The sequence below is a fragment of the Sphingorhabdus sp. M41 genome, from assembly GCF_001586275.1.
Classification (GTDB): domain Bacteria; phylum Pseudomonadota; class Alphaproteobacteria; order Sphingomonadales; family Sphingomonadaceae; genus Parasphingorhabdus.
The window spans coordinates 871,164-891,024 of the sequence record NZ_CP014545.1 but is presented as its reverse complement, the minus strand read 5'-3'; the positions used below and the strand labels follow the sequence as shown (position 1 = coordinate 891,024).

The following is a 19,861-nucleotide window of genomic DNA, read 5'->3' as shown; positions in this document are numbered from 1 at the left end:
AAGATCAATCGTTCTTTTTCGCCTTGTTCAAGGCTTTTTTCTCGCGTGCAGGCTTAGAAGCTACAGCTTTTTTCTCGCCCTTGGGTCGGCGTTCGCCACCCGCTGGAAGGATTTCGACCTTGCCGCCCGCTTTTTCGACCGCTGCAACTGCAGCTTTCGAAGCACCGGCAACGGTGATCGTGATTTTGGCTTTCAATTCGCCTTTGGCAAGCAGACGGACGCCGTCCTTGCCGCCACGAGCCAGACCAGCAGCTTTCAGCGTTGCGTGATCGATCGTGCCTTTGCCATCGAGGCTTTTGCTGTCGATGAACTTCTGGATCATGCCCAGGTTGACTTCCGCATAGTCGGTGCCGAACGGGTTGTTGAAACCGCGTTTCGGGAGACGCATGTGGAGCGGCATCTGACCGCCTTCAAATCCGTTGATCGAAACACCGGAACGGGACTTCTGGCCCTTTTGGCCGCGTCCGCCGGTTTTGCCTTTGCCCGAGCCTATGCCCCGGCCAACACGCATGCGCGATTTGCGCGCGCCATCATTGTCTTTAAGTTCGTTTAATTTCATGTCGTGTACTCGCTTTCGCTTTTAGTCGCACGGAAGTCTCGGGTCTTACCCTTCAAGAACTTCCACCAGGTGATGTACTTTGCCGATCATACCGCGGACTTCAGCGGTATCTTCCAGTTCGGAAACACGGTGCATCTTGTTGAGGCCGAGACCGATCAGCGTTTTGCGCTGGGATTCCGGACGACGGATCGGAGATCCAATCTGCTTGATTTTAATTTTAGCCATCAAAAATTACTCCGTAACTGCTGCGGCATCTGCTGCCACTTCAGCAGCCGAACCGCCAGCACGTGCAAGCAGATCGGTCACTTTCTTGCCGCGTCGCTGGGACACGGATTTGGGACTCGATTGATCTGCCAGCGCAGCAAAGGTTGCGCGGATCATGTTATAAGGATTGGCTGTACCATTTGACTTGGTCACAACGTCTGAAACGCCGAGACTTTCGAAAACGGCACGCATTGGACCGCCGGCAATGATACCGGTACCAGCAGGTGCCGAACGAACGGTGACGTTACCGGCGCCAAATTGGCCAGTGCCATCATGGTGCAGCGTACGGCCTTCACGAAGCGGTACACGAACCATCGATTTCTTTGCAGCAGCAGTTGCCTTGGTAATGGCTTCCGGCACTTCGCGTGCCTTGCCCTTGCCGAAGCCCGCGCGGCCCTTGCCGTCGCCAACCACAACCAGTGCAGCAAAACCGAAGCGCTTACCGCCCTTAACAGTCTTGGAAACGCGGTTGATGTGGACCAATTTCTCGATCAGCTCTTCGCCGCCGTCATTGTTGCCACGGCCACCGCGATTGTTACGTCCGCCGCCACGATTGTCGCGACCGCCGCCACGGTTATCACGATTGCCACCGCCGCCGCCGCGGTTTCCACCACGTGCAGGACGATCAGGAGCGCCGCCCGTTTTAGCTTCAGCCGCTACAGCTGCTACCGGCTGATTGCCTTCGCCAGTGGTGCCCGGCTGTGCCGCGCCTTCTGGTGTTGTTTTGTCATCAGCCATATTAAAACTCCAATCCGCCTTCACGTGCTGCGTCGGCCAGAGCCTTCACACGTCCGTGAAACAGGAACCCGCCACGGTCAAAAATTACTTCTTTAACGCCTGCCTTCTTGGCAGCTTCAGCTACGCGCTTGCCAACGTCGGCAGCAGCATTGCTATCCGCGCCAGTCTTGACTGTAGACGCCTTGTCGATGGTCGAAGCGGAAGCCAGCGTTTTGCCCTCGGCATCGTCGATGACCTGAGCATAGATATGCCGGCTCGTACGATGGACGGACAAACGAGGCTTTGAGAGCCCGCGCTTCCGCAATTTGCTGCGTACGCGTTGCTGGCGCCGTTTGAACTGAGAAATATTCGCCATGGCTTATTTCTTCTTCCCTTCTTTGCGGAAAATATATTCGCCGCGATATTTGATACCCTTGCCTTTATACGGCTCGGGCTTGCGCCAGCGCCGGATTTCAGCAGCGACCTGGCCAACTTGCTGTTTGTCCATGCCGGTGATTTCGATCGTCGTCTGGTCCGGTGTCTTGATCTCGATACCGTCCGGGATCGCGAAGTTCACATCATGGCTGTAACCGAGTTGCAGGTTCAGGTTCTTGCCCTGAGCTGCTGCACGATAACCAACGCCGTTGATTTCCAGAACCTTGGTGAAGCCGGCGGTTACGCCGTCGACCAGGTTCTGAACCAAGGTGCGCTGCATTCCCCAGAATGCACGGGCGGTTTTCGACTTGTTTGCTGGCTTGACCAGCAATCCACCGTCGCCCAGTTCATAGGTCAGATCATCAACCATCGGGGTCGAAAGCTCGCCCTTTGGTCCTTTGACCTTGACCAGACCATCTTCCATCACGGCAGTGACGCCGTCCGGAATAGCCACTGATTTTTTGCCAATACGGGACATGATTAGAATACCTCAGCCAGTACTTCGCCGCCGACCTTCGCCTGACGCGCTTCTGCGTCAGAGAGAACACCTTGTGGCGTCGATACGATTGTTATGCCCAAGCCGTTGCGAACCCGTGGCAGATCTTCCGAACCGCTATAGACGCGACGACCAGGCTTTGAAACACGGGCCACGTGGCGAATTGCCGGCTGCCCTTCAAAATATTTCAGTTCAATCCGCAGACCGGGGTGCTTGTTGACCTCTTCTTCGCTGTAGCCACGAATATAACCTTCGCGCTGCAACACTTCGAGGACGGCACCACGCAGTTTGGACGCAGGTGTTACGACGCTGTCTTTGCGTGCCTGTTGTCCATTACGGATACGGGTGAGCATGTCACCCAAGGGATCGGTAAAAGCCATATTATCTCTCCCTTACCAGCTTGATTTCGTTACGCCAGGAATCAGACCTTTATTGGCCATGTCCCTTAGCTCGATGCGGCACAGGCGGAACTTGCGGTAATAACCGCGCGGTCGTCCTGTGGTTTCACAGCGGTTGCGCACGCGGGTTGGATTCGCGTTGCGCGGTATTTCCGCCATTTTCAGGCGCGCCATCAGACGTTCTGTCTCGTCAAGAGACTGATCCGATGCCATCGCCTTCAGTTTCGCATAACGGCCGGCGTATTTCTTCACCATCCGTTTGCGTTTTTCGTTTCTGTTAATGGAACTCAGTTTCGCCATGACTTAAGTTCTCGTCCTTCCGTATAATGAAGCGCGCTCACGCGGCTTCTTTTTCTTCCGATTGTTCCTCTTTGGGGAACGGGAAACCGAACAATGCCAGAAGCGCACGCGCTTCGTCGTCTGTTTTTGCTGTTGTCGTCACGATCACGTCCATGCCGCGGACAACGTCGATGTTGTCATAGGCGATCTCGGGGAAAATGATCTGCTCTTTCAGGCCCATGGCAAAATTGCCACGACCGTCAAAGCTTTTCGGATTCAGACCCCTGAAATCCCGGATACGTGGCATTGCGACCGTCACCAGACGATCGATAAATTCATACATGCGTTCCCGGCGCAGATTGACTTTGCAACCAATCGGCATGCCTTCACGCAACTTGAACGTCGCGATCGAGTTTTTCGCCTTGGTGATCACTGGCTTCTGACCAGCAATCAATTCCATTTCTGCAGCAGCAGTCGCGACTTTCTTCTTGTCCTGACTGCCTTCGCCCACACCCATGTTGATCGTGATCATCGAGATCCGAGGCACTTCCATGTGGTTGGAATAGTTAAATTTTTCCTGCATCGCTTTGACGATTTCCTCGTCATATTTCGTGCGCATGCGCGGAATATATTTTTTATCAGCCATCGACCTTCTCCCCGGACTTTACAGCGATACGCTGCATCTTTCCGTCTTCTGTCTTTTCAAATCGGACCCGCGTCGGCTTGCCGTCTTTCGGGTCAGCCAGAGCCACTTTGCTGATGTGCATCGCCGCTTCGCGACGTTCCAGTCCACCCTGCGGGCTTGCCTGGGTCGGCTTGCGGTGGCGAATAGCAATATTCACACCGGAAACGATGCACTTGCCATCTTTCGGCATCACTTTCGTGACTTCACCCGATTTGCCCTTGTCCTTGCCGGACAGAACAACAACGGTGTCGCCTTTTTTGATTTTTGCGTTGGCCATGATTAAATTACCTCCGGCGCAAGGCTGATGATTTTCATATGCTTTTTCGCACGCAGTTCGCGAACCACGGGGCCAAAAATACGGGTGCCAATTGGCTCCTGGTTATTATTCACCAGAACCGCTGCATTGCTGTCGAACCGAATGACCGATCCGTCCTTGCGACGAATGTCTTTCTTGGTACGAACAATCACCGCACGGTGAACGTCGCCCTTCTTGACCTTGCCGCGCGGCGCTGCTTCCTTGATCGACACGACAATGATGTCGCCGACGCCGGCAAAGCGACGCTTCGAGCCGCCCAGCACCTTGATGCACTGCACGCGTTTGGCGCCGCTATTGTCAGCGACCTCCAGGTTCGATTGCATCTGGATCATGGATCCAATTCCTTCTTCATAAACCCGGATCTACCGGGCGTTTCCTACTTCGTCATCCCGGCAGACCCGGGATATTCTAAACTATTCGGCGGCTGGCGTAGCTTCGGCTTTTTCTTCTGCCGCTGGCTTCACTGGTGCCTTGACCTTTTCGTCTTTCGGATCACTTGCCGTAATCTCGCTGACCGTTGGCGTTGCAACACCGGCTGCTGCGCCGACCCGTTCCAGAACTTTCCAGGTCTTCAGCTTGGAAATCGGACGGGTTTCTTCAATCCGTACGGTTTCGCCCAGGCTGATTTCATTCTTCTCATCATGCGCATGATATTTTTTCGAGCGCCGGATGATTTTTCCGTAAAGCGGGTGCTTAACCTTGCGTTCGACATTGACGACAACAGTCTTGTCGCCCTTGTCTGACACAACCGTGCCGGTGAGAATACGTTTTGGCATATCGGTTCCTTACGCCTTAGCTTCTGCGGGAGCGGCGCTTGCACGCTCGGCCTGCAATGTTTTGATCCGGGCGATCGTGCGACGCACTTCCCGCGTCCGGCTTGGTTTTTCGAGCTGATTGGTCGCAGCCTGGAAACGCAGGTTAAATGCCTCGCGCTTCAGTTCGCCCAGTTCGGTCTCGAGCTGATCGTCGGTTTTGGTCCGCAAATCTTCTGTTTTCATGCTCATCTAGCTTAACCTTCCAGATGTGACGTATCGCCGAGGCGGGCCACAACCTTTGTCTTGATCGGGAGCTTCATCGCTGCCCGCTCGAAAGCGATCGCTGCAATCGGTCCGGGAACGCCGTCCAGTTCGAACAAAATCCGACCTGGCTTAACCCGAGCAGCCCAATATTCTACCGAGCCCTTACCCTTACCCTGACGAACTTCGGCAGGCTTCTTGGATACTGGCACGTCCGGGAAAATCCGGATCCACAACCGGCCCTGACGCTTGATGTGACGCGTGATCGCGCGGCGAGCCGCTTCGATCTGACGCGCAGTAATACGGTCAGGCTCCATGGCTTTCAGGCCATAGCTACCGAAATTCAGGCTAGAGCCACCTGGCGCTTTGCCTTTAATCCGGCCTTTGAAAGCCTTGCGGAACTTATGTTTCTTGGGTTGCAGCATGATGCTCTACCTATTCCTCAAAAATCAACGTTGGTGCTGCGGACGGACGCCGGAAGTCTGTGCTTCCACATTCAACCGATCCTGAGCCATCGGGTCGTGACCCAATATCTCGCCTTTAAAAATCCAGACCTTGATACCAATAATGCCATAAGCGGTAAGCGCTTCATATTCGGCATAGTCGATATTGGCGCGCAGCGTATGAAGCGGCACGCGGCCTTCGCGATACCATTCCACGCGAGCAATTTCTGCTCCGCCGAGACGGCCACCGCAAACAATCTTAATTCCTTCAGCGCCCAAACGCAGAGCGGACTGAACCGCACGCTTCATGGCACGACGGAAAGCAACGCGGCGGATCAACTGATCACCAATGCCCTGCGCCACCAGCTTCGCGTCGACTTCCGGCTTGCGGATTTCGACGATGTTCAAAGATACGTCACCGGAGGACATGTCGCTCAGCTTGCGACGCAGTTTTTCGATATCCGCGCCTTTCTTGCCGATGATAACGCCCGGACGTGCAGCATAGATCGAAACGCGGCATGTCTTGGCCGGACGTTCGATCACAACCTTTGAAATCGCTGCCTGTGGCAGGTTCTCAAAGATATATTTCCGCATCTTGATGTCTTCCATCAAGAGATCGCCGTAGTTGGATCCTTCCGCATACCAGCGAGAGTCCCAGGTCCGGTTGATCTGCAGGCGAAGCCCGATAGGATTACTCTTTTGACCCATGGTTACGCCTCTTCCTCTTCATGCTCGCGCACGACAATGCGAACGCGGCTAAATGGCTTGATAATCTTGGCTGAACGACCACGAGCACGCGCTTTCCAGCGCTTCATCGTGATAGACTTGCCGACGCTCGCTTCGTGAACGATCAGTGCGTCAACATCCAGATTGTGATTATTCTCGGCATTGGCAATTGCTGAAGCGAGAACCTTGCTGACATCCTTGGCCATCGACTTTTTCGAGAAGGACAGGATGTTCAAAGCGTCTTCTGCTTTTCTGCCGCGGATCAGTTGTGCAACCAAGTTAAGCTTCTGGGCAGAACCACGAATGGAATTGCCTACAGCCAAAGCTTCATTGTCGCCAACACGGCGGGGTGATGATGCCTTACCCATTATTTCTTGCCTTTTTTGTCAGCGCCATGGCCGTAGAAGTTACGCGTAGGTGCGAACTCGCCAAGCTTGTGACCGACCATGTCTTCATTCACCGAAACCGGGATGAACTTCATGCCGTTGTAAACGCTGAAGGTCAGGCCGACGAAATCAGGCAATACGGTAGAACGACGCGACCAGGTCTTGATCGGTGTACGAACACTGTTTTCCTGCGCAGTCTGCGCTTTTTTCAGCAGGTGGAGGTCAACAAATGGACCTTTTTTGATGGAACGAGCCATGCTTACCTCTTCTTCTTCGCGTGACGCGACCGGATGATCATCTTGTCAGTCGATTTATTGCTACGGGTACGGGCACCCTTGGTTGGCTTACCCCATGGCGTAACTGGATGACGACCACCGGAAGTCCGGCCTTCACCACCACCATGCGGGTGATCCACTGGGTTTTTCGCAACACCGCGAGTAAGAGGACGACGTCCTTTCCAGCGGGTGCGGCCTGCCTTGCCGAAGTTCTGGTTCGAATTGTCCGGGTTGGAAACCGCGCCAACGGTCGCCATGCAATCGGAACGCAGGTAGCGTTGCTCGCCGCTTTTCAGGCGAACAATAACCATGCCGCGATCACGACCAACAATCTGAACATAAGCACCAGCAGAACGAGCGATCTGACCGCCCTTGCCTGGCTTCATTTCGACATTGTGAACGATCGTACCAACCGGCATCTGCGACAAAAGCATCGCATTGCCTGGCTTCACGTCCGTCTTCTGACCAGCAATCACGCTATCGCCAACGTCGAGACGCTGCGGTGCAATGATATAGGCCAGTTCGCCGTCTTCATATTTGATCAGCGCAATAAAGGCGGTGCGGTTCGGATCATATTCGAGCCGTTCAACCGTAGCAGCCATATCCCATTTACGCCGCTTGAAGTCGACGAGACGATATTTCTGCTTGTGACCGCCAGCAATGCCGCGCGATGTCACGTGGCCCTTGTTGTTCCGGCCACCGGTTTTGTTCTTGCCTTCGACAAGCTTTTTGACAGGCTTGCCTTTCCAGAGGCCGCTCTTGTCGACCAGGATAAGACCACGCCGGGCGGGGCTTGTCGGTTTATAGGATTTTAATGCCATGTGCCCTTAAACTCCCGTGGTGATGTCAATGGTCTGGCCTTCGGCCAAAGTGACAACAGCCTTCTTGATGTCATTGCGAGTGTAGGGACGACCCTTCCACTTCTTGGTCTTGCCCTTTTGCACCAACGTGTTGACGTTCTTGACTTTGACATCAAACAACGCCTCGATGGCTGCCTTGATCTGTGGTTTGGTTGCGGTGTTCGCAACCTTGAATACCACAGCATTATGCTCGCTGAGCAAGGTCGATTTCTCGGTGATGTGCGGGCCGACAATTACGTCATAATGACGAATATCGACAGCTTCTTTTTTAGCCATTGAAGCGCGCCTCCAGCTTTTCTACCGCTGCGCGCGTCAGCACCAGGGTTTCGTGGTTCAGGATGTCATAAACATTGGCACCAGCAGCTGGCATCACATTGACGCGTGGAATGTTGTTCGAAGCTTTCGAGAAAGCCTCATTCACAGCATCACCGTCCATGATCAGAGCTGATTTGCCGAAACCGAGCTTTGCGATCTGGGCCAGAAGCGCCTGTGTTTTGGCTTCCTTCAGATCGATATTTTCAAGCACGATCAAGTTTTCGTTCTTCAGCTTGTCGCTCAGCGCCATTTTCAGACCCAAAGCGCGAACTTTCTTGTTCAGCGATGGGTTGAAGTCACGCTTGCGGGCACCGTGGGCTTTACCACCACCGATGAAGATAGGAGCACGACGATCGCCATGACGAGCAGTACCGCCGCCTTTTTGATTGCCGTATTTCTTGCCGGTGCGGGCAACGTCTGAACGCTCGCGGGTCGGACGGGCCGTTCCACGTGCTTTTTCGCGCTGCCAGTTGACGACACGGTGAAGAATATCTGCACGCGCTTCGATACCGAAAACGTCATCGTTCAATTCGATGTCGCCTTTGGCTTTGGCGTCGAGGGTTATCACTTTCAATTTCATGGCTTAGCCCTCCTTCCCTGCATCATCTGCAGCATCAGATTTCTCATCTGCCGTTTTTTCTGCCGGAGCGTCGGCTGCTGCCGCTACTTCTGCATCGGTTGGACCGACTGGCGCTTCAATCGCTGCATCCGCTTCGATCATGCCAGCTGGCGCATCTTCCGTTGCCGTTTCATCCGCATTGCGGCGCATGGCACCCGGGAATGGAACGCCTTCTGGAAGAGCAACTTTCACTGCATCCTTGACCAGAAGCCAGCCACCCTTGGAACCGGGAACGCTGCCGCGTACAAAGATCAAACCGCGAGCGGCGTCTGTACGGACGATTTCCAGATTTTGCTGAGTGCGGTTTCTCGCACCCATATGGCCGGCCATTTTCTTGCCCTTGAAAACCTTGCCCGGATCCTGGTTTTGACCAGTAGAACCATGGGCACGGTGAGAGATAGAAACACCGTGAGTTGCGCGCATACCGCCGAAACCCCAACGTTTCATTGCACCGGCAAAGCCCTTACCCTGGGTAACACCCTGGATATCGACCATCTGGCCGGCAATGAAATGGTCAGCAGTTACGGTAGCACCGATGGGGAGCAAAGCATCTTCGCTATCGACCCGGAATTCGGCAACACGCGCCTTTGGCTCAACTTCTGCCTTGGCAAAAGCTTCACGCTGCGGTTTGTTTACATTTTTCGCTTTACGGGCACCTGCACCAAGTTGAACGGCAAAATAGCCATCACGTTCTTGATTGCGAGCTCCAACAACCTGACATTCCTCCAGGGAAAGAACGGTAACCGGCACATGCCGTCCGTCTTCCTGAAACAAGCGGGTCATCCCCATTTTTTTCGCGATCACGCCTGTACGCACGATCAATCTCCTTCACAGAGGCCGAACGAACCATTTCGTCCGGCTTGCCAGCCCAAATTGTCATGCGTCACCCCGTCCGGGCTGTAATTGTTCCGGAAATTCCGGAACGAGACGGAGGACGCTGCCCGGTTAAATCCGGCGGTATCCTGTCGTTCGTCCGATTTCCGCCGAAGCGGAAATCTTAAATCAGTTGGCTCAGGCCAGCTTGATCTCGACATTTACACCTGCAGCAAGGTCAAGCTTCATCAAAGCATCGACAGTCTGCGGCGTTGGCTGCACGATATCGAGCAACCTTTTATAAGTCCGCACCTCGAACTGCTCCCGAGACTTTTTGTCTACGTGCGGTCCGCGGTTTACGGTGAATTTTTCAATGTGCGTTGGCAAAGGTATCGGTCCACGGATGAGCGCGCCAGTGCGGCGTGCAGTGTCAGCGATATCGCCGGTCGCCTGATCCAGAACCCGATGATCGAATGCCTTCAAGCGAATGCGAATATTTTGCGTTTCCATGTACCTGTTACCAATGTCAAAGAGCCAAAAATAAACCGCCCCGATTTTCTAGCGAAAAGGCCGGAGCGGCGAAAAATCTGGCTGCCCGAATCACCGATCCGGGCAGCGAGGCGTTTCTATATTACTTTGTTACGTTGCTGACAACCCCTGATCCAACAGTACGGCCGCCTTCGCGAATAGCGAAGCGAAGACCTGGATCCATAGCGATTGGAGCAATCAATTTCACGCCGATGGTGACGTTATCACCAGGCATAACCATTTCGGTGCCTTCAGGAAGGATCACTTCACCGGTTACGTCGGTCGTGCGGAAGTAGAACTGCGGACGATAGTTGGCGAAGAAAGGCGTATGACGACCACCTTCGTCTTTCGACAGCACGTAAACTTCAGCCGAGAATTCGGTGTGCGGGGTGATCGAACCTGGCTTGCAGAGAACCTGACCACGTTCAACCGATTCACGGTCAACGCCACGGATCAATGCACCAATGTTGTCGCCAGCCTGACCGGAGTCGAGCAGCTTGCGGAACATTTCAACGCCGGTAACGGTGGTCTTCGTGGTATCTTTGATACCGACGATTTCACATTCGTCACCAACATTCACGATGCCGGTTTCAACACGGCCGGTTACAACCGTACCGCGACCGGAGATCGAGAACACGTCCTCGATTGGCATCAGGAATGGCTGGTCAACTGGACGTTCTGGCTGAGGAATGGCTTCGTCGACAGCTTTCATCAGTTCAAGAATCTTGTTCTTGCCGATTTCGTCGTCGCGGCCTTCGAGCGCAGCCAGGGCAGAACCGGATACGATTGGAATAGCGTCGCCATCAAAGTCATAATAAGACAGAAGCTCGCGGATTTCCATTTCAACCAGCTCAAGCAGCTCTTCGTCGTCGACCTGATCAACCTTGTTCATGAAAACAACAAGCGCAGGAACGCCAACCTGACGAGCGAGCAGGATGTGCTCACGGGTCTGTGGCATTGGGCCGTCAGCAGCGTTAACCACAAGAATAGCACCATCCATCTGAGCAGCACCGGTGATCATGTTCTTCACATAGTCAGCATGGCCTGGGCAATCGACGTGCGCATAGTGGCGGGCTTCGGTTTCATATTCAACGTGTGCCGTCGAAATGGTGATGCCGCGCTCGCGCTCTTCAGGAGCTTTATCGATGTTCGCAAAGTCAACAGCCTTACCGCCGCTGGTTTCAGCAAGCACTTTGGTGATCGCCGCGGTCAACGTCGTTTTGCCATGGTCAACGTGACCGATGGTGCCGATGTTGCAGTGCGGCTTGTTGCGCTCAAACTTCTCTTTAGCCATTTTATTTTACCTCTGATTTTCTATCATCTTGATAGTCTGCGCCGCGCTTTGGCGAGACTCTCTAATTCTGTCAACACCCTTTTGCCGGTCCGGGGGATTTCCCGTCGGACCTGCACAAAAGGAAAGCGCGTTACCTCGAAAAGGAGTGGCGGTTAAGCCATTTTCTCCTTGATCTCTTCTGCCACATTGTTCGGCACTTCCTCATAGTGAGAGAATTGCATCGAATATTGTGCGCGCCCCTGACTGAAGGAACGCAATTCGTTCACATAACCGAACATGTTGGCAAGCGGCACCATGGCGTTCACAGCCTGAGCGTTACCGCGTGTGTCAGTACCCTGGATCTGACCACGGCGAGAGTTAAGATCGCCGATCACATCACCAAGATAGTCTTCCGGTGTCACGACTTCAACTTTCATGATTGGTTCAAGCAGTTTGATGCCGGATTTCTGAGCCGCCTCGCGCATTGCTGCACGACCGGCGATTTCAAATGCCAGCGCCGAACTATCAACATCATGATAGGCACCGTCATAGACACGGATGTCAAAGTCGATGATCGGGAAGCCGATCAACGAGCCGGTTTCAGCCGTTTCGCGCATACCCTTTTCAACCGACGGGATATATTCTTTCGGAATATTACCGCCCTTGACTTCATCGCTGAAGGTAATGCCTGATCCACGCTCGCCCGGAGTGACTTCGAACTTGATACGCGCAAACTGACCGGAACCGCCGGACTGCTTTTTATGCGTGTAATCAATATCGACAGCCTTGCCGATGGATTCACGATAAGCCACCTGAGGCGCACCGACATTCGCTTCGACCTTGAATTCACGCTTCATGCGGTCAACCAGAATGTCGAGATGAAGCTCGCCCATGCCCTTGATGATCGTCTGACCCGATTCGTGGTCAGTCGTCACCCGGAAGCTTGGATCTTCAGCAGCAAGACGATTCAAGGCAACGCCCATCTTTTCCTGGTCAGCCTTGGTCTTTGGCTCAACGCTGAGCTCGATAACCGGCTCAGGAAATTCCATGCGTTCGAGAATGATCGGCTTCTCGGAATTACAGAGCGTATCGCCGGTCGTGGTGGTTTTCATCCCCGCCAGAGCAACGATGTCGCCTGCGAACGCCTCTTCAATGTCCTTACGGTCATTGGAGTGCATTTCGAGAATACGGCCGACTTTTTCTTTCTTGTCCTTGACCGAATTCAAAACCGTGCCCTTTTCCAGCTTGCCGGAATAGATACGGCAGAAGGTCAAGGTACCCACGAACGGATCGTTCATGACCTTGAAGGCCAGCGCGGAGAATGGCGCCTCATCGGAGGATGCACGTGTATCTTCGGTTTCGCCGTCGAGCAACACGCCCTTAATGGCAGGAACGTCGAGCGGGCTCGGCATATAATCGACAATAGCGTCGAGCAAAGGCTGGACACCCTTGTTCTTGAATGCAGAACCGCAAAGTACGGGTACAAAGCTCTGGTTCAGCGTGCCTTTACGGATCAGCGATTTCAAAGTCGCTGCGTCAGGCTCGTTGCCTTCGAGATATTGCTCCATGATGTCATCGTCCTGCTCGACAGCAAGCTCGATGAGCTTCTCGCGATATTCAGCCGCTTCGTCAGCCATGTCCGCAGGAATTTCGCCATAAGTATATTCAGCGCCAAGATCTTCGTTCTTCCAGGTGATCGAACGCTGATTGACGAGGTCAACCAGGCCGGTCAGGTCGGCTTCGATACCGATTGGAAGATACAATACAGCAGGCGTCGCGCCGAGACGCTCGATGATCGAATCGACACAGAATTTGAAGTTGGCGCCGGTGCGGTCGAGCTTGTTGATGAAGCACATCCGCGGCACTTTATATTTGTCAGCCTGACGCCATACGGTTTCGGACTGCGGCTCAACGCCGGCAACACCGTCGAAACAGGCTACCGCGCCATCGAGCACACGCAGCGAACGCTCGACTTCAATGGTGAAGTCAACGTGGCCTGGCGTATCAATGATGTTGATCCGGTGCTCTGGACCCTGACGGTCGTCGGCATTCCAGAAACAGGTGGTCGCAGCAGAGGTAATGGTAATACCACGCTCTTGCTCTTGCTCCATCCAGTCCATCGTCGCCGCGCCATCATGCACTTCGCCGATTTTATAGGACTTGCCCGTATAGAAAAGAATACGTTCGGTCGTCGTTGTCTTGCCAGCGTCAATATGGGCCATAATGCCGATATTGCGATATCGTTCGAGCGGATGGCTGCGTGCCATAGTCTGTACTCCAGTATGTGGGGAACCAAATTCTGGCTGCCCTATAGTGAAATGGGCTGAACAATGCCAGCCCTGTGATGGTCTATTTTAACGGTATAAAGTCCGTTCGCACTGAGCTTGTCGAAGTGCCTCGATCGAGAATATGCTTCCCTGACGAGAAGCGCCCTTCGACAGGCTCAGGACGAACGGTCTAAACTTATACTACCAGCGGTAGTGAGCAAATGCGCGGTTGGCTTCAGCCATCTTGTGCGCATCTTCCCGCTTCTTAACCGCATTGCCACGATTGTTCGACGCATCCAGGATCTCTCCCGAAAGGCGCGCGGCCATTGTGGTTTCGCTGCGACCGCGAGCGGCAGAAATCATCCAGCGAATTGCCAGAGCCTGCGCGCGTTCGGGACGCACTTCGACGGGAACCTGATAGGTCGCACCACCAACACGGCGGCTGCGAACTTCAATGCCCGGCTTGATATTGTTGAGAGCATCATGAAACAGCTGCAAGGGATCTTTTTTCGCCTTGGCTTCAACCGTGTCAAAGGCACCATATACGATGCGCTCTGCGGTGGATTTCTTACCATCCATCATCAGGTTGTTCATGAATTTCGAAAGGATCAGATCCTTGAATTTTGGATCGGGCAAAATGACCCGCTTTTCGGGACGACGACGACGTGACATATCTTATAACTCCGAAACTGAAACTATTTAGGACGCTTGGCGCCATATTTCGAGCGGCTCTGCTTACGGTCTTTGACACCCTGGGTATCAAGAACGCCGCGCAGTACGTGATAACGCACACCGGGAAGATCGCGAACACGGCCGCCGCGGATCAGGACAACACTATGTTCCTGAAGGTTATGACCTTCACCGGGAATATAGCTGATGACCTCGCGCTGGTTGGTCAGGCGAACCTTGGCAACCTTACGCAGAGCGGAGTTTGGTTTCTTTGGAGTCGTTGTATAGACACGGGTGCAAACGCCACGTTTCTGTGGGTTGGCTTCCATGGCCGGCACCTTGGACTTCGTCTTCTGGGGCACCCGCCCTTTACGGACGAGCTGGTTAATCGTTGGCATAAAGTCTTCACCTTATAGTAGAATTGTCCTGCAAAATGCAGGGGTTACTCTCACCGCCCAAAATAGCGGCAAGTGTTTTGCCTATGTAAGTTTTCTGCAGCCTCGAGCAGAGCCCGATGTAGCGGAAGCGCGGCCCTTAGACGGGATTCGGGCGGGGGTCAAGGGTGTGGTCGGAGGATTTGGGTCTTTGACAAAACAGGTCAAAGATACAATTTGCTGGCAAATAGTATCCTCAGCGCATTACAGCTTCTGGTAAGATAAGGGCGATCGCAAATGCAAGAAATATCTGAAACGAGATTCAACGCCATTGCGGGATATGCGCGCAAAGCAATGGCTCTTGCGATGGCCAACGAACTGGAGTTTTTTCAAATCGATAATGGGCGCATTGTCGGTATGCTTATTCAGGACCGCACAGACCGAGACTATTTTGGAACTGTATTCGCAGCGGATGCATTAAAACGGATGCGTTCAGTCCGTATGACAACGTTTGTCGATACTCCAGATGCGGCGCGTGATTTACTTCGGACAGAAATGGCTGTTGCAGGCCAGGCCCCACCCTCAGAATTTCATCAAGACGATGAAGACGGAGAGCCTGTAGATTTCTTAACTCCGGTAGTCTCAAAACAACCACTCAATCCTGATTTTGAAAAGTTCATCTCTCAGGAAGGCTACTCGCCAGCTCAAGACATCATATCTCTGATGATGCATTGGTATGAAGATGCAGATGGTAACTTCGTTGAACAATTCCAAACCACTGGCTTTGATCAACGTATTTGGGAACTATATCTTTTCGCAACTTTTAGAGAAATGGGCTATGATATCGATCGTTCAAATGCCGTACCAGATTTCTGCTGCGATGGATTAATGGGATCTTTTAATGTTGAAGCAGTTACCGTTGCCCCAACGAAAAATGGTAAAGAAATTATTCCGCCTCCACCGACCGATACTGCTGAGGAGCTGCGAGTCTATCTACACGATTATATGCCAATTAAATTTGGGAGCGCGCTTTATAGCAAACTGAAGAAGAAGTATTGGGAGCACGCTCACGTAGCCAACAAACCTCTGGTCCTAGCTATCCACGATTTCTCATCACCGGGGTCAATGATCCACTCTCGATCAGCTTTAGAACGTTATGTTTTTGGAGTAGAACATGGCTACGAAAAGGATGAACAAGGGAACTTGATAATTCTGCCAACTAAAATCGAAACACACGATTGGGAAGATAAGTCGATACCTTCAGGGTTTTTCAATCAACCTGACTCTGAGCATATTTCGGCAATTCTATTCAGTAATAGTGGCACTATAGCGAAGTTTAATCGAATGGGTATTTTAACTGGATTCGGATCTGGTAAGGTTGTGGCCTTACGTGAAGGTACAATGGTAAACCATGATCCCAATGCAACCAGTCCTAAGTTTTTTAAGGTAGTTGTTAATTCTGAAGGCTACGAAGAAACTTGGACGGAAGGCCTGTCTGTCATTCATAATCCAAATGCTCTCAAGCCGCTAGACCCAGCAAGCATGCCTGGCGCTGCGCATCTGTTTTTGGAAGATGATGGTCAGATTACCAGCCACACACCCGATTTTTTCCCATTTGGCTCTCGCACAATCCACTTTGCGCCTGTTGATGTAGATGAATGGCTCGATAGCTTCGGTGACAAAACTCATATGGTGTTCACACCTCGAGAAGCAGATGAAGATGAGTCTAGTCCGGGATAACATTTAGCTGGGGCTGTTATCCACTAACCGACAACCGCACCCCCATCGCTCGCAGCACCCCAAGCAAGGTCTCCAGCGTCATATTGCCATTCGGACCCAGCGCCTTGTACAGCGCCTGCCGCGTGATCTTGCTCTCCGCTGCCACCGCCGTCATACCCTTGGCGCGCGCGACATCGTTCAGCGCGGTGCGGATCAGCGCGGCGTCATTTTCTTCGAAGGCAACCTTCAAATAGGTCGCGATCATTTCCGGGCTGTCGAGATATTCGGCAGCGTCGAATTCTGTTGTCGTGGTCGCCATTTAAATATGCCTTCCCATAAACGCCCCTTATGGGGGCTTAGCCTCAAGGGCTATATGTCAACGTCTCTCTTCAATGTTTTTGCCATTGCGATATCACTTTGCTGCGTTTTCTTCGATCCCCCGCAAAGCAATATGATCAATTCGCCTCTACGCTCGACAAAATAAAGTCGGTAGCCGGGACCATAATCAATACGTGCCTCACGGACCCCGTCACCCACCGCTTTCACATCACCAAGATTGCCGAAGCGAAAACGATTGACGCGCATAATGATCCGCGCCCGCGCCTCATGATCCTTCAGCTTCTTGAGCCAATTCGCAAAGGCGTCGGTCTGCCGAATATTCATGAGTGTAAACTATAGATGACAATGGCTAGTTTGTCAACTTTAGATGACATATGGTGTTGGGCCCGCATGCGCTTCGGTAAAGACGCTCTGGATTCCGGATCAAGTCCGGAATGACGAGTTGGCCGGAACTGTCACAATGCTTCAAGCCACTAAAGCCACCCAGATAGCCACAAAGAAACTCGCCCCGCCCATCATCACAAAACTATGCCAGATGGAATAGCGAAAGGGCCGCCCCTTGCGGACATAGAATATCGTGCCGAGCGAATAAAAGGCTCCACCCGCCAACATGGCCCATAATGATAATGGCGGTAACTGCTCCATCATCTCGGGCACGCCGATAAGGCCCATCCATCCCAGACCGAGATAGGAAGCCAGCGACCAGCGCGAATCCAGGTTCTTGCCAAATATCTTGTACAGTATCGCGGGAATGGCGAGCGCCCAGACCGTCGTCAGAAGGAAGAGGCTGAACTCCGTACCCGCGAGGACAAAAATCGGGGTAAAAGTTCCCGCGATAGTCAGATAGATGGCCGCATGGTCGATCCGGCGCAGCATCAGCCGCCGGTCATGAAAAGGCGACAAATGGTAGAACATGGAAATGACATGAGAAAATGCCACGCAGGCCACATAGGTCCCGACCGCCGCGACCACGGCCAGACCGTGGCCGACAGCAGCCTGCGAGAGCAAGGCCAGACCGGCCGCCAGGATGAAAATCAATCCTATGCCATGGACGATAAAATCGGCGCGGCGTTCCTGTATATCGGGCGTGGGGTACATCAGATCACAATCTTTGGAAGGGGGGGGCATTGGAGACGGGATAAAGGTGACAGCATATTTATCGCCAACAGTCACCCACTAACCAACGGCGGCAACCTGCCCCTCGCCGACCTCGAACCGCTCGATCGCCGAACACAGACGGGCCGCCGATGCGTCCAGCAGACGGCGTACCTTGAAACTGCCTCCCGTCACCAGCCGCAGTTTGCATTACGGCATTATGGTGACAGTTTACTAAATACACTGTTCACCCACTAACCGACAACCGCACCCCCATCGCACGCAGCACGCCCAGCAAGGTCTCCAGCGTCATATTGCCATTCGGCCCCAGCGCCCAAAACCGAATAGCGCAGAGCGCCTGCCGCGTGATCCTGCTCTCCGCTGCCACCGAGGATCAGCGCGGCGTCATTTTCTTCGAAGGCAACCTTCAGATCAGTCGCGGTCATTTCCGGCCTGTCGAGATATTCGGCGGCGGCGCGGAAGGCGGAATCAAATGCGCCCTGACCGGCACGTCGAAAATTGTCATTTCCCGGCATTATTTTTCCATTTCGGGCGAAAACACGTCATGCTTTCGACGTTTTTCGCTGCAATTTGGCGCAATTTTGCCCGACCTTCCTGCCGACAACACCCACGCCAAAGACCATCACGCCCCACCGCGCGGATGCGCCTGCCAATCCGCGAGAAACGAGCTTCCAATTCTTCCAATCTGGAATTCTGATATGTTAGGATTGCGTGGAATCGCTGCCGTGGCACCGGGGGTCGATCAAGTGCGGCATGATCGACCTGACATTTCTAAATAGGAGGAGCTTCACATCTTCGCGGGATCCCAATGCGGTCCTCAGCCGAAGGCTACCGCCAGGTTATCACGTTCGGGATGACGCCCCGCTTCAATTGGTTAACCATGTTTCGAATTGTTCCAGGGTCTGAGTCTCGCCCTCAAAGTCAGTCGCGCATTGCTCGGATTTCGCCAGATAATATTCTGGCTCGGCAGCGAACCGGTTCATTCGGGAACTCAAATAGCCGGCATTGGCCTGCCCCTCGCCGCCCAGCCGACCGAAATAATATAATGCCATCGTAGCAATGGCATCCTTGTCAGAGGCGTTATCCGCTTGTTCGGTCAGCATCATGAGCGAGACGACACAATCGGCGTCCGACGCCGGATCACTCGACATTTCCGCACTGGCGGGCGTGGCGGATGCGAGTGCAAAAGAAGCGGCAATCAAGCCACTGGACAAGAAGTTTTTCATGAATAATCCCCCAAGACAATGACCCGTGACCAGAACTCCTAACATAGCGGGGCTCAAGCTGAACAGACTCAATATTTCCCGTGACGGGGGGAATGTTTTGGCTGCAATGACAGCGGATTCCGGTCGCGCGATACCGGATTTCGCTGCCTTGATATGCCCTCAACAAAAAAGCGCCGGCGTAAAATCACCGGCGCTTTCCTGTAAAATAACGGTCGCTCGCCTGAGCCCGATAGCGTCACAAGTGCCGCTACCGTCTCATAAGGCCTTTATTGTGCCAAGGACTTTTCGATATCCTCAACCGGCGAATTGATCAGCGTCTTCGCCTGTTCCAGCACAATCTTGTCACTCACTTCCTGATGCAGCAAGGGCCTGATCTCGCCCAATGTCTCCGGATCGGCAACCAGGATCAGCCGCTCAAAGGCGCCCTTGTGCGCGAGATCGTATAATTTTTCCGCGATAATTTTCGAGAAGGTCGCCTCCATGCTGTCCTGCGCCGACTGCTCGGGCGGCGATTTGCCGGACGGGCCCTGATCGGCCAGATGGCCGGGCGTCCAGTCGCCGTCATGCTCCAGTGCGCCGCTTCTGACATGAAAGGTCTTTGCCTCCCTGCCCGTCGCGACAACCACAAATGTTTCTTCCGGAAAATTAAGAGTGCCCATATTCATGTCCTTTTCTAGGTTCGGACAATTAACGCGGAAGGCCGGAAAAGGTTGCCTGCGAGTGGTTGGAGGCCAGAGCGGAAATCGTC

At 53.4% G+C, this 19,861-nt stretch carries 31 protein-coding genes and 1 pseudogene; 1 reads left to right on the top strand and 31 read right to left on the bottom strand.

Features of this window, described 5'->3' with window-relative positions:
• Positions 1 to 4: 4 nt before the first annotated feature.
• The 25 genes and pseudogenes from rplO to rpsL all read right to left on the bottom strand — a co-directional run bounded on the left by rplO (position 5) and on the right by rpsL (position 14,737).
• On the bottom strand, positions 5 to 559 hold the full coding sequence (gene rplO / locus AZE99_RS04300; protein ID WP_067198354.1) for a 50S ribosomal protein L15: 555 nt from the start codon (positions 557 to 559) through the stop codon (positions 5 to 7).
• A 45-nt stretch (positions 560 to 604) separates the two neighbouring features.
• Complete coding sequence (rpmD, locus tag AZE99_RS04295; RefSeq protein WP_067198352.1) at positions 605 to 784, bottom strand: 50S ribosomal protein L30; 180 nt, start codon at positions 782 to 784, stop codon at positions 605 to 607.
• Positions 785 to 790: 6 nt separating this feature from the next.
• Entirely contained in the window at positions 791 to 1,561 is a 771-nt protein-coding gene (rpsE, locus tag AZE99_RS04290; protein WP_067198350.1) for a 30S ribosomal protein S5, read from the bottom strand.
• Position 1,562: 1 nt separating this feature from the next.
• Positions 1,563 to 1,916: a 50S ribosomal protein L18 gene (rplR, locus tag AZE99_RS04285; RefSeq protein ID WP_067198349.1), complete on the bottom strand. Its 354-nt coding sequence runs from the start codon at positions 1,914 to 1,916 to the stop codon at positions 1,563 to 1,565.
• Between the two features lie 3 nt (positions 1,917 to 1,919).
• Positions 1,920 to 2,453: a 50S ribosomal protein L6 gene (gene rplF, locus AZE99_RS04280; protein ID WP_067198347.1), complete on the bottom strand. Its 534-nt coding sequence runs from the start codon at positions 2,451 to 2,453 to the stop codon at positions 1,920 to 1,922.
• Between the two features lie 2 nt (positions 2,454 to 2,455).
• Positions 2,456 to 2,851, bottom strand: coding sequence for a 30S ribosomal protein S8 (gene rpsH, locus AZE99_RS04275; RefSeq protein ID WP_067198345.1), 396 nt, complete (start codon positions 2,849 to 2,851; stop codon positions 2,456 to 2,458).
• A 12-nt stretch (positions 2,852 to 2,863) separates the two neighbouring features.
• The gene (rpsN, locus tag AZE99_RS04270; RefSeq protein ID WP_067198343.1) at positions 2,864 to 3,169 is read right to left on the bottom strand and encodes a 30S ribosomal protein S14; all 306 of its coding nucleotides are present in this window, start codon (positions 3,167 to 3,169) and stop codon (positions 2,864 to 2,866) included.
• A 37-nt stretch (positions 3,170 to 3,206) separates the two neighbouring features.
• On the bottom strand, positions 3,207 to 3,794 hold the full coding sequence (gene rplE / locus AZE99_RS04265) for a 50S ribosomal protein L5 (RefSeq protein WP_067198341.1): 588 nt from the start codon (positions 3,792 to 3,794) through the stop codon (positions 3,207 to 3,209).
• Complete coding sequence (gene rplX, locus AZE99_RS04260) at positions 3,787 to 4,110, bottom strand: 50S ribosomal protein L24 (protein WP_067198340.1); 324 nt, start codon at positions 4,108 to 4,110, stop codon at positions 3,787 to 3,789. The genes rplE and rplX overlap by 8 nt, the downstream gene beginning before the upstream one ends.
• Positions 4,111 to 4,112: 2 nt before the next feature.
• Entirely contained in the window at positions 4,113 to 4,481 is a 369-nt protein-coding gene (rplN, locus tag AZE99_RS04255; RefSeq protein WP_067198338.1) for a 50S ribosomal protein L14, read from the bottom strand.
• Between the two features lie 192 nt (positions 4,482 to 4,673).
• Positions 4,674 to 4,925 (bottom strand): annotated as a pseudogene (rpsQ, locus tag AZE99_RS16250) (30S ribosomal protein S17); the annotation flags it as partial.
• Between the two features lie 9 nt (positions 4,926 to 4,934).
• Positions 4,935 to 5,153 carry a 50S ribosomal protein L29 gene (gene rpmC / locus AZE99_RS04245; RefSeq protein WP_067198335.1) on the bottom strand — a complete coding sequence of 73 codons (219 nt, stop codon included), beginning with the start codon at positions 5,151 to 5,153 and terminating at the stop codon, positions 4,935 to 4,937.
• A 5-nt stretch (positions 5,154 to 5,158) separates the two neighbouring features.
• Positions 5,159 to 5,590 (bottom strand): 50S ribosomal protein L16, encoded by a 432-nt coding sequence (rplP, locus tag AZE99_RS04240; protein WP_067198333.1) that lies wholly within the window; start codon positions 5,588 to 5,590, stop codon positions 5,159 to 5,161.
• A gap of 24 nt (positions 5,591 to 5,614) precedes the next feature.
• Positions 5,615 to 6,316, bottom strand: a complete 702-nt coding sequence (rpsC, locus tag AZE99_RS04235; protein ID WP_067198331.1) for a 30S ribosomal protein S3 — start codon at positions 6,314 to 6,316, stop codon at positions 5,615 to 5,617.
• Positions 6,317 to 6,318: 2 nt separating this feature from the next.
• On the bottom strand, positions 6,319 to 6,702 hold the full coding sequence (rplV, locus tag AZE99_RS04230) for a 50S ribosomal protein L22 (protein WP_067198329.1): 384 nt from the start codon (positions 6,700 to 6,702) through the stop codon (positions 6,319 to 6,321).
• On the bottom strand, positions 6,702 to 6,977 hold the full coding sequence (gene rpsS, locus AZE99_RS04225; protein ID WP_067198327.1) for a 30S ribosomal protein S19: 276 nt from the start codon (positions 6,975 to 6,977) through the stop codon (positions 6,702 to 6,704). Before rpsS ends, rplV begins: the two co-directional genes overlap by 1 nt.
• 2 nt (positions 6,978 to 6,979) lie before the next feature.
• A complete protein-coding gene (rplB, locus tag AZE99_RS04220) occupies positions 6,980 to 7,816 on the bottom strand; it encodes a 50S ribosomal protein L2 (protein WP_067198326.1) in 837 nt (278 codons plus the stop codon).
• Between the two features lie 6 nt (positions 7,817 to 7,822).
• On the bottom strand, positions 7,823 to 8,131 hold the full coding sequence (locus AZE99_RS04215; protein ID WP_067198324.1) for a 50S ribosomal protein L23: 309 nt from the start codon (positions 8,129 to 8,131) through the stop codon (positions 7,823 to 7,825).
• Positions 8,124 to 8,750: a 50S ribosomal protein L4 gene (gene rplD, locus AZE99_RS04210; protein WP_067198322.1), complete on the bottom strand. Its 627-nt coding sequence runs from the start codon at positions 8,748 to 8,750 to the stop codon at positions 8,124 to 8,126. The genes AZE99_RS04215 and rplD overlap by 8 nt, the downstream gene beginning before the upstream one ends.
• Positions 8,751 to 8,753: 3 nt before the next feature.
• Positions 8,754 to 9,605 carry a 50S ribosomal protein L3 gene (gene rplC / locus AZE99_RS04205; protein ID WP_082788233.1) on the bottom strand — a complete coding sequence of 284 codons (852 nt, stop codon included), beginning with the start codon at positions 9,603 to 9,605 and terminating at the stop codon, positions 8,754 to 8,756.
• 195 nt (positions 9,606 to 9,800) lie between these two features.
• Positions 9,801 to 10,112, bottom strand: a complete 312-nt coding sequence (gene rpsJ / locus AZE99_RS04200) for a 30S ribosomal protein S10 (protein WP_066744965.1) — start codon at positions 10,110 to 10,112, stop codon at positions 9,801 to 9,803.
• Positions 10,113 to 10,233: 121 nt separating this feature from the next.
• Complete coding sequence (gene tuf, locus AZE99_RS04195) at positions 10,234 to 11,424, bottom strand: elongation factor Tu (RefSeq protein ID WP_067198321.1); 1,191 nt, start codon at positions 11,422 to 11,424, stop codon at positions 10,234 to 10,236.
• A 152-nt stretch (positions 11,425 to 11,576) separates the two neighbouring features.
• Positions 11,577 to 13,670 carry an elongation factor G gene (gene fusA, locus AZE99_RS04190; protein ID WP_067198319.1) on the bottom strand — a complete coding sequence of 698 codons (2,094 nt, stop codon included), beginning with the start codon at positions 13,668 to 13,670 and terminating at the stop codon, positions 11,577 to 11,579.
• Positions 13,671 to 13,871: 201 nt separating this feature from the next.
• Positions 13,872 to 14,342, bottom strand: coding sequence for a 30S ribosomal protein S7 (rpsG, locus tag AZE99_RS04185; protein WP_067198318.1), 471 nt, complete (start codon positions 14,340 to 14,342; stop codon positions 13,872 to 13,874).
• A 23-nt stretch (positions 14,343 to 14,365) separates the two neighbouring features.
• Complete coding sequence (gene rpsL, locus AZE99_RS04180; RefSeq protein ID WP_067198316.1) at positions 14,366 to 14,737, bottom strand: 30S ribosomal protein S12; 372 nt, start codon at positions 14,735 to 14,737, stop codon at positions 14,366 to 14,368.
• Positions 14,738 to 15,010: 273 nt separating this feature from the next.
• Here rpsL and AZE99_RS04175 point away from each other — a divergent pair, with 273 nt between their 5' ends.
• Complete coding sequence (locus AZE99_RS04175) at positions 15,011 to 16,453, top strand: hypothetical protein (RefSeq protein ID WP_067198315.1); 1,443 nt, start codon at positions 15,011 to 15,013, stop codon at positions 16,451 to 16,453.
• 16 nt (positions 16,454 to 16,469) lie between these two features.
• Here the strand turns inward: AZE99_RS04175 and AZE99_RS04170 are convergent, their stop codons facing one another.
• From AZE99_RS04170 to AZE99_RS04145, 6 genes are all read right to left on the bottom strand, one after another.
• Entirely contained in the window at positions 16,470 to 16,751 is a 282-nt protein-coding gene (locus tag AZE99_RS04170) for an addiction module antidote protein (RefSeq protein ID WP_067198313.1), read from the bottom strand.
• A gap of 50 nt (positions 16,752 to 16,801) precedes the next feature.
• Complete coding sequence (locus AZE99_RS04165; protein WP_067198311.1) at positions 16,802 to 17,095, bottom strand: type II toxin-antitoxin system RelE/ParE family toxin; 294 nt, start codon at positions 17,093 to 17,095, stop codon at positions 16,802 to 16,804.
• 141 nt (positions 17,096 to 17,236) lie between these two features.
• A complete protein-coding gene (gene trhA / locus AZE99_RS04160) occupies positions 17,237 to 17,869 on the bottom strand; it encodes a PAQR family membrane homeostasis protein TrhA (protein WP_082788232.1) in 633 nt (210 codons plus the stop codon).
• Positions 17,870 to 18,120: 251 nt separating this feature from the next.
• Positions 18,121 to 18,402, bottom strand: a complete 282-nt coding sequence (locus AZE99_RS04155; protein ID WP_067198308.1) for a hypothetical protein — start codon at positions 18,400 to 18,402, stop codon at positions 18,121 to 18,123.
• 351 nt (positions 18,403 to 18,753) lie between these two features.
• Complete coding sequence (locus AZE99_RS04150; protein ID WP_067198306.1) at positions 18,754 to 19,113, bottom strand: hypothetical protein; 360 nt, start codon at positions 19,111 to 19,113, stop codon at positions 18,754 to 18,756.
• A 266-nt stretch (positions 19,114 to 19,379) separates the two neighbouring features.
• Complete coding sequence (locus AZE99_RS04145; RefSeq protein WP_067198304.1) at positions 19,380 to 19,772, bottom strand: host attachment family protein; 393 nt, start codon at positions 19,770 to 19,772, stop codon at positions 19,380 to 19,382.
• Positions 19,773 to 19,861 lie beyond the last annotated feature (89 nt).

What these genes read in the sequence shown, in the direction of transcription:
- rplO (WP_067198354.1), bottom strand. Translation starts at nt 559, where the DNA reads ATGAAATTAAACGAACTTAAAGACAATGATGGCGCGCGCAAATCGCGC.
- rpmD (WP_067198352.1), bottom strand. Translation starts at nt 784, where the DNA reads ATGGCTAAAATTAAAATCAAGCAGATTGGATCTCCGATCCGTCGTCCG.
- rpsE (WP_067198350.1), bottom strand. Translation starts at nt 1,561, where the DNA reads ATGGCTGATGACAAAACAACACCAGAAGGCGCGGCACAGCCGGGCACC.
- rplR (WP_067198349.1), bottom strand. Translation starts at nt 1,916, where the DNA reads ATGGCGAATATTTCTCAGTTCAAACGGCGCCAGCAACGCGTACGCAGC.
- rplF (WP_067198347.1), bottom strand. Translation starts at nt 2,453, where the DNA reads ATGTCCCGTATTGGCAAAAAATCAGTGGCTATTCCGGACGGCGTCACT.
- rpsH (WP_067198345.1), bottom strand. Translation starts at nt 2,851, where the DNA reads ATGGCTTTTACCGATCCCTTGGGTGACATGCTCACCCGTATCCGTAAT.
- rpsN (WP_067198343.1), bottom strand. Translation starts at nt 3,169, where the DNA reads ATGGCGAAACTGAGTTCCATTAACAGAAACGAAAAACGCAAACGGATG.
- rplE (WP_067198341.1), bottom strand. Translation starts at nt 3,794, where the DNA reads ATGGCTGATAAAAAATATATTCCGCGCATGCGCACGAAATATGACGAG.
- rplX (WP_067198340.1), bottom strand. Translation starts at nt 4,110, where the DNA reads ATGGCCAACGCAAAAATCAAAAAAGGCGACACCGTTGTTGTTCTGTCC.
- rplN (WP_067198338.1), bottom strand. Translation starts at nt 4,481, where the DNA reads ATGATCCAGATGCAATCGAACCTGGAGGTCGCTGACAATAGCGGCGCC.
- rpmC (WP_067198335.1), bottom strand. Translation starts at nt 5,153, where the DNA reads ATGAGCATGAAAACAGAAGATTTGCGGACCAAAACCGACGATCAGCTC.
- rplP (WP_067198333.1), bottom strand. Translation starts at nt 5,590, where the DNA reads ATGCTGCAACCCAAGAAACATAAGTTCCGCAAGGCTTTCAAAGGCCGG.
- rpsC (WP_067198331.1), bottom strand. Translation starts at nt 6,316, where the DNA reads ATGGGTCAAAAGAGTAATCCTATCGGGCTTCGCCTGCAGATCAACCGG.
- rplV (WP_067198329.1), bottom strand. Translation starts at nt 6,702, where the DNA reads ATGGGTAAGGCATCATCACCCCGCCGTGTTGGCGACAATGAAGCTTTG.
- rpsS (WP_067198327.1), bottom strand. Translation starts at nt 6,977, where the DNA reads ATGGCTCGTTCCATCAAAAAAGGTCCATTTGTTGACCTCCACCTGCTG.
- rplB (WP_067198326.1), bottom strand. Translation starts at nt 7,816, where the DNA reads ATGGCATTAAAATCCTATAAACCGACAAGCCCCGCCCGGCGTGGTCTT.
- AZE99_RS04215 (WP_067198324.1), bottom strand. Translation starts at nt 8,131, where the DNA reads ATGGCTAAAAAAGAAGCTGTCGATATTCGTCATTATGACGTAATTGTC.
- rplD (WP_067198322.1), bottom strand. Translation starts at nt 8,750, where the DNA reads ATGAAATTGAAAGTGATAACCCTCGACGCCAAAGCCAAAGGCGACATC.
- rpsJ (WP_066744965.1), bottom strand. Translation starts at nt 10,112, where the DNA reads ATGGAAACGCAAAATATTCGCATTCGCTTGAAGGCATTCGATCATCGG.
- tuf (WP_067198321.1), bottom strand. Translation starts at nt 11,424, where the DNA reads ATGGCTAAAGAGAAGTTTGAGCGCAACAAGCCGCACTGCAACATCGGC.
- fusA (WP_067198319.1), bottom strand. Translation starts at nt 13,670, where the DNA reads ATGGCACGCAGCCATCCGCTCGAACGATATCGCAATATCGGCATTATG.
- rpsG (WP_067198318.1), bottom strand. Translation starts at nt 14,342, where the DNA reads ATGTCACGTCGTCGTCGTCCCGAAAAGCGGGTCATTTTGCCCGATCCA.
- rpsL (WP_067198316.1), bottom strand. Translation starts at nt 14,737, where the DNA reads ATGCCAACGATTAACCAGCTCGTCCGTAAAGGGCGGGTGCCCCAGAAG.
- AZE99_RS04175 (WP_067198315.1), top strand. Translation starts at nt 15,011, where the DNA reads ATGCAAGAAATATCTGAAACGAGATTCAACGCCATTGCGGGATATGCG.
- AZE99_RS04170 (WP_067198313.1), bottom strand. Translation starts at nt 16,751, where the DNA reads ATGGCGACCACGACAACAGAATTCGACGCTGCCGAATATCTCGACAGC.
- AZE99_RS04165 (WP_067198311.1), bottom strand. Translation starts at nt 17,095, where the DNA reads ATGAATATTCGGCAGACCGACGCCTTTGCGAATTGGCTCAAGAAGCTG.
- trhA (WP_082788232.1), bottom strand. Translation starts at nt 17,869, where the DNA reads ATGTACCCCACGCCCGATATACAGGAACGCCGCGCCGATTTTATCGTC.
- AZE99_RS04155 (WP_067198308.1), bottom strand. Translation starts at nt 18,402, where the DNA reads ATGCCGGGAAATGACAATTTTCGACGTGCCGGTCAGGGCGCATTTGAT.
- AZE99_RS04150 (WP_067198306.1), bottom strand. Translation starts at nt 19,113, where the DNA reads ATGAAAAACTTCTTGTCCAGTGGCTTGATTGCCGCTTCTTTTGCACTC.
- AZE99_RS04145 (WP_067198304.1), bottom strand. Translation starts at nt 19,772, where the DNA reads ATGGGCACTCTTAATTTTCCGGAAGAAACATTTGTGGTTGTCGCGACG.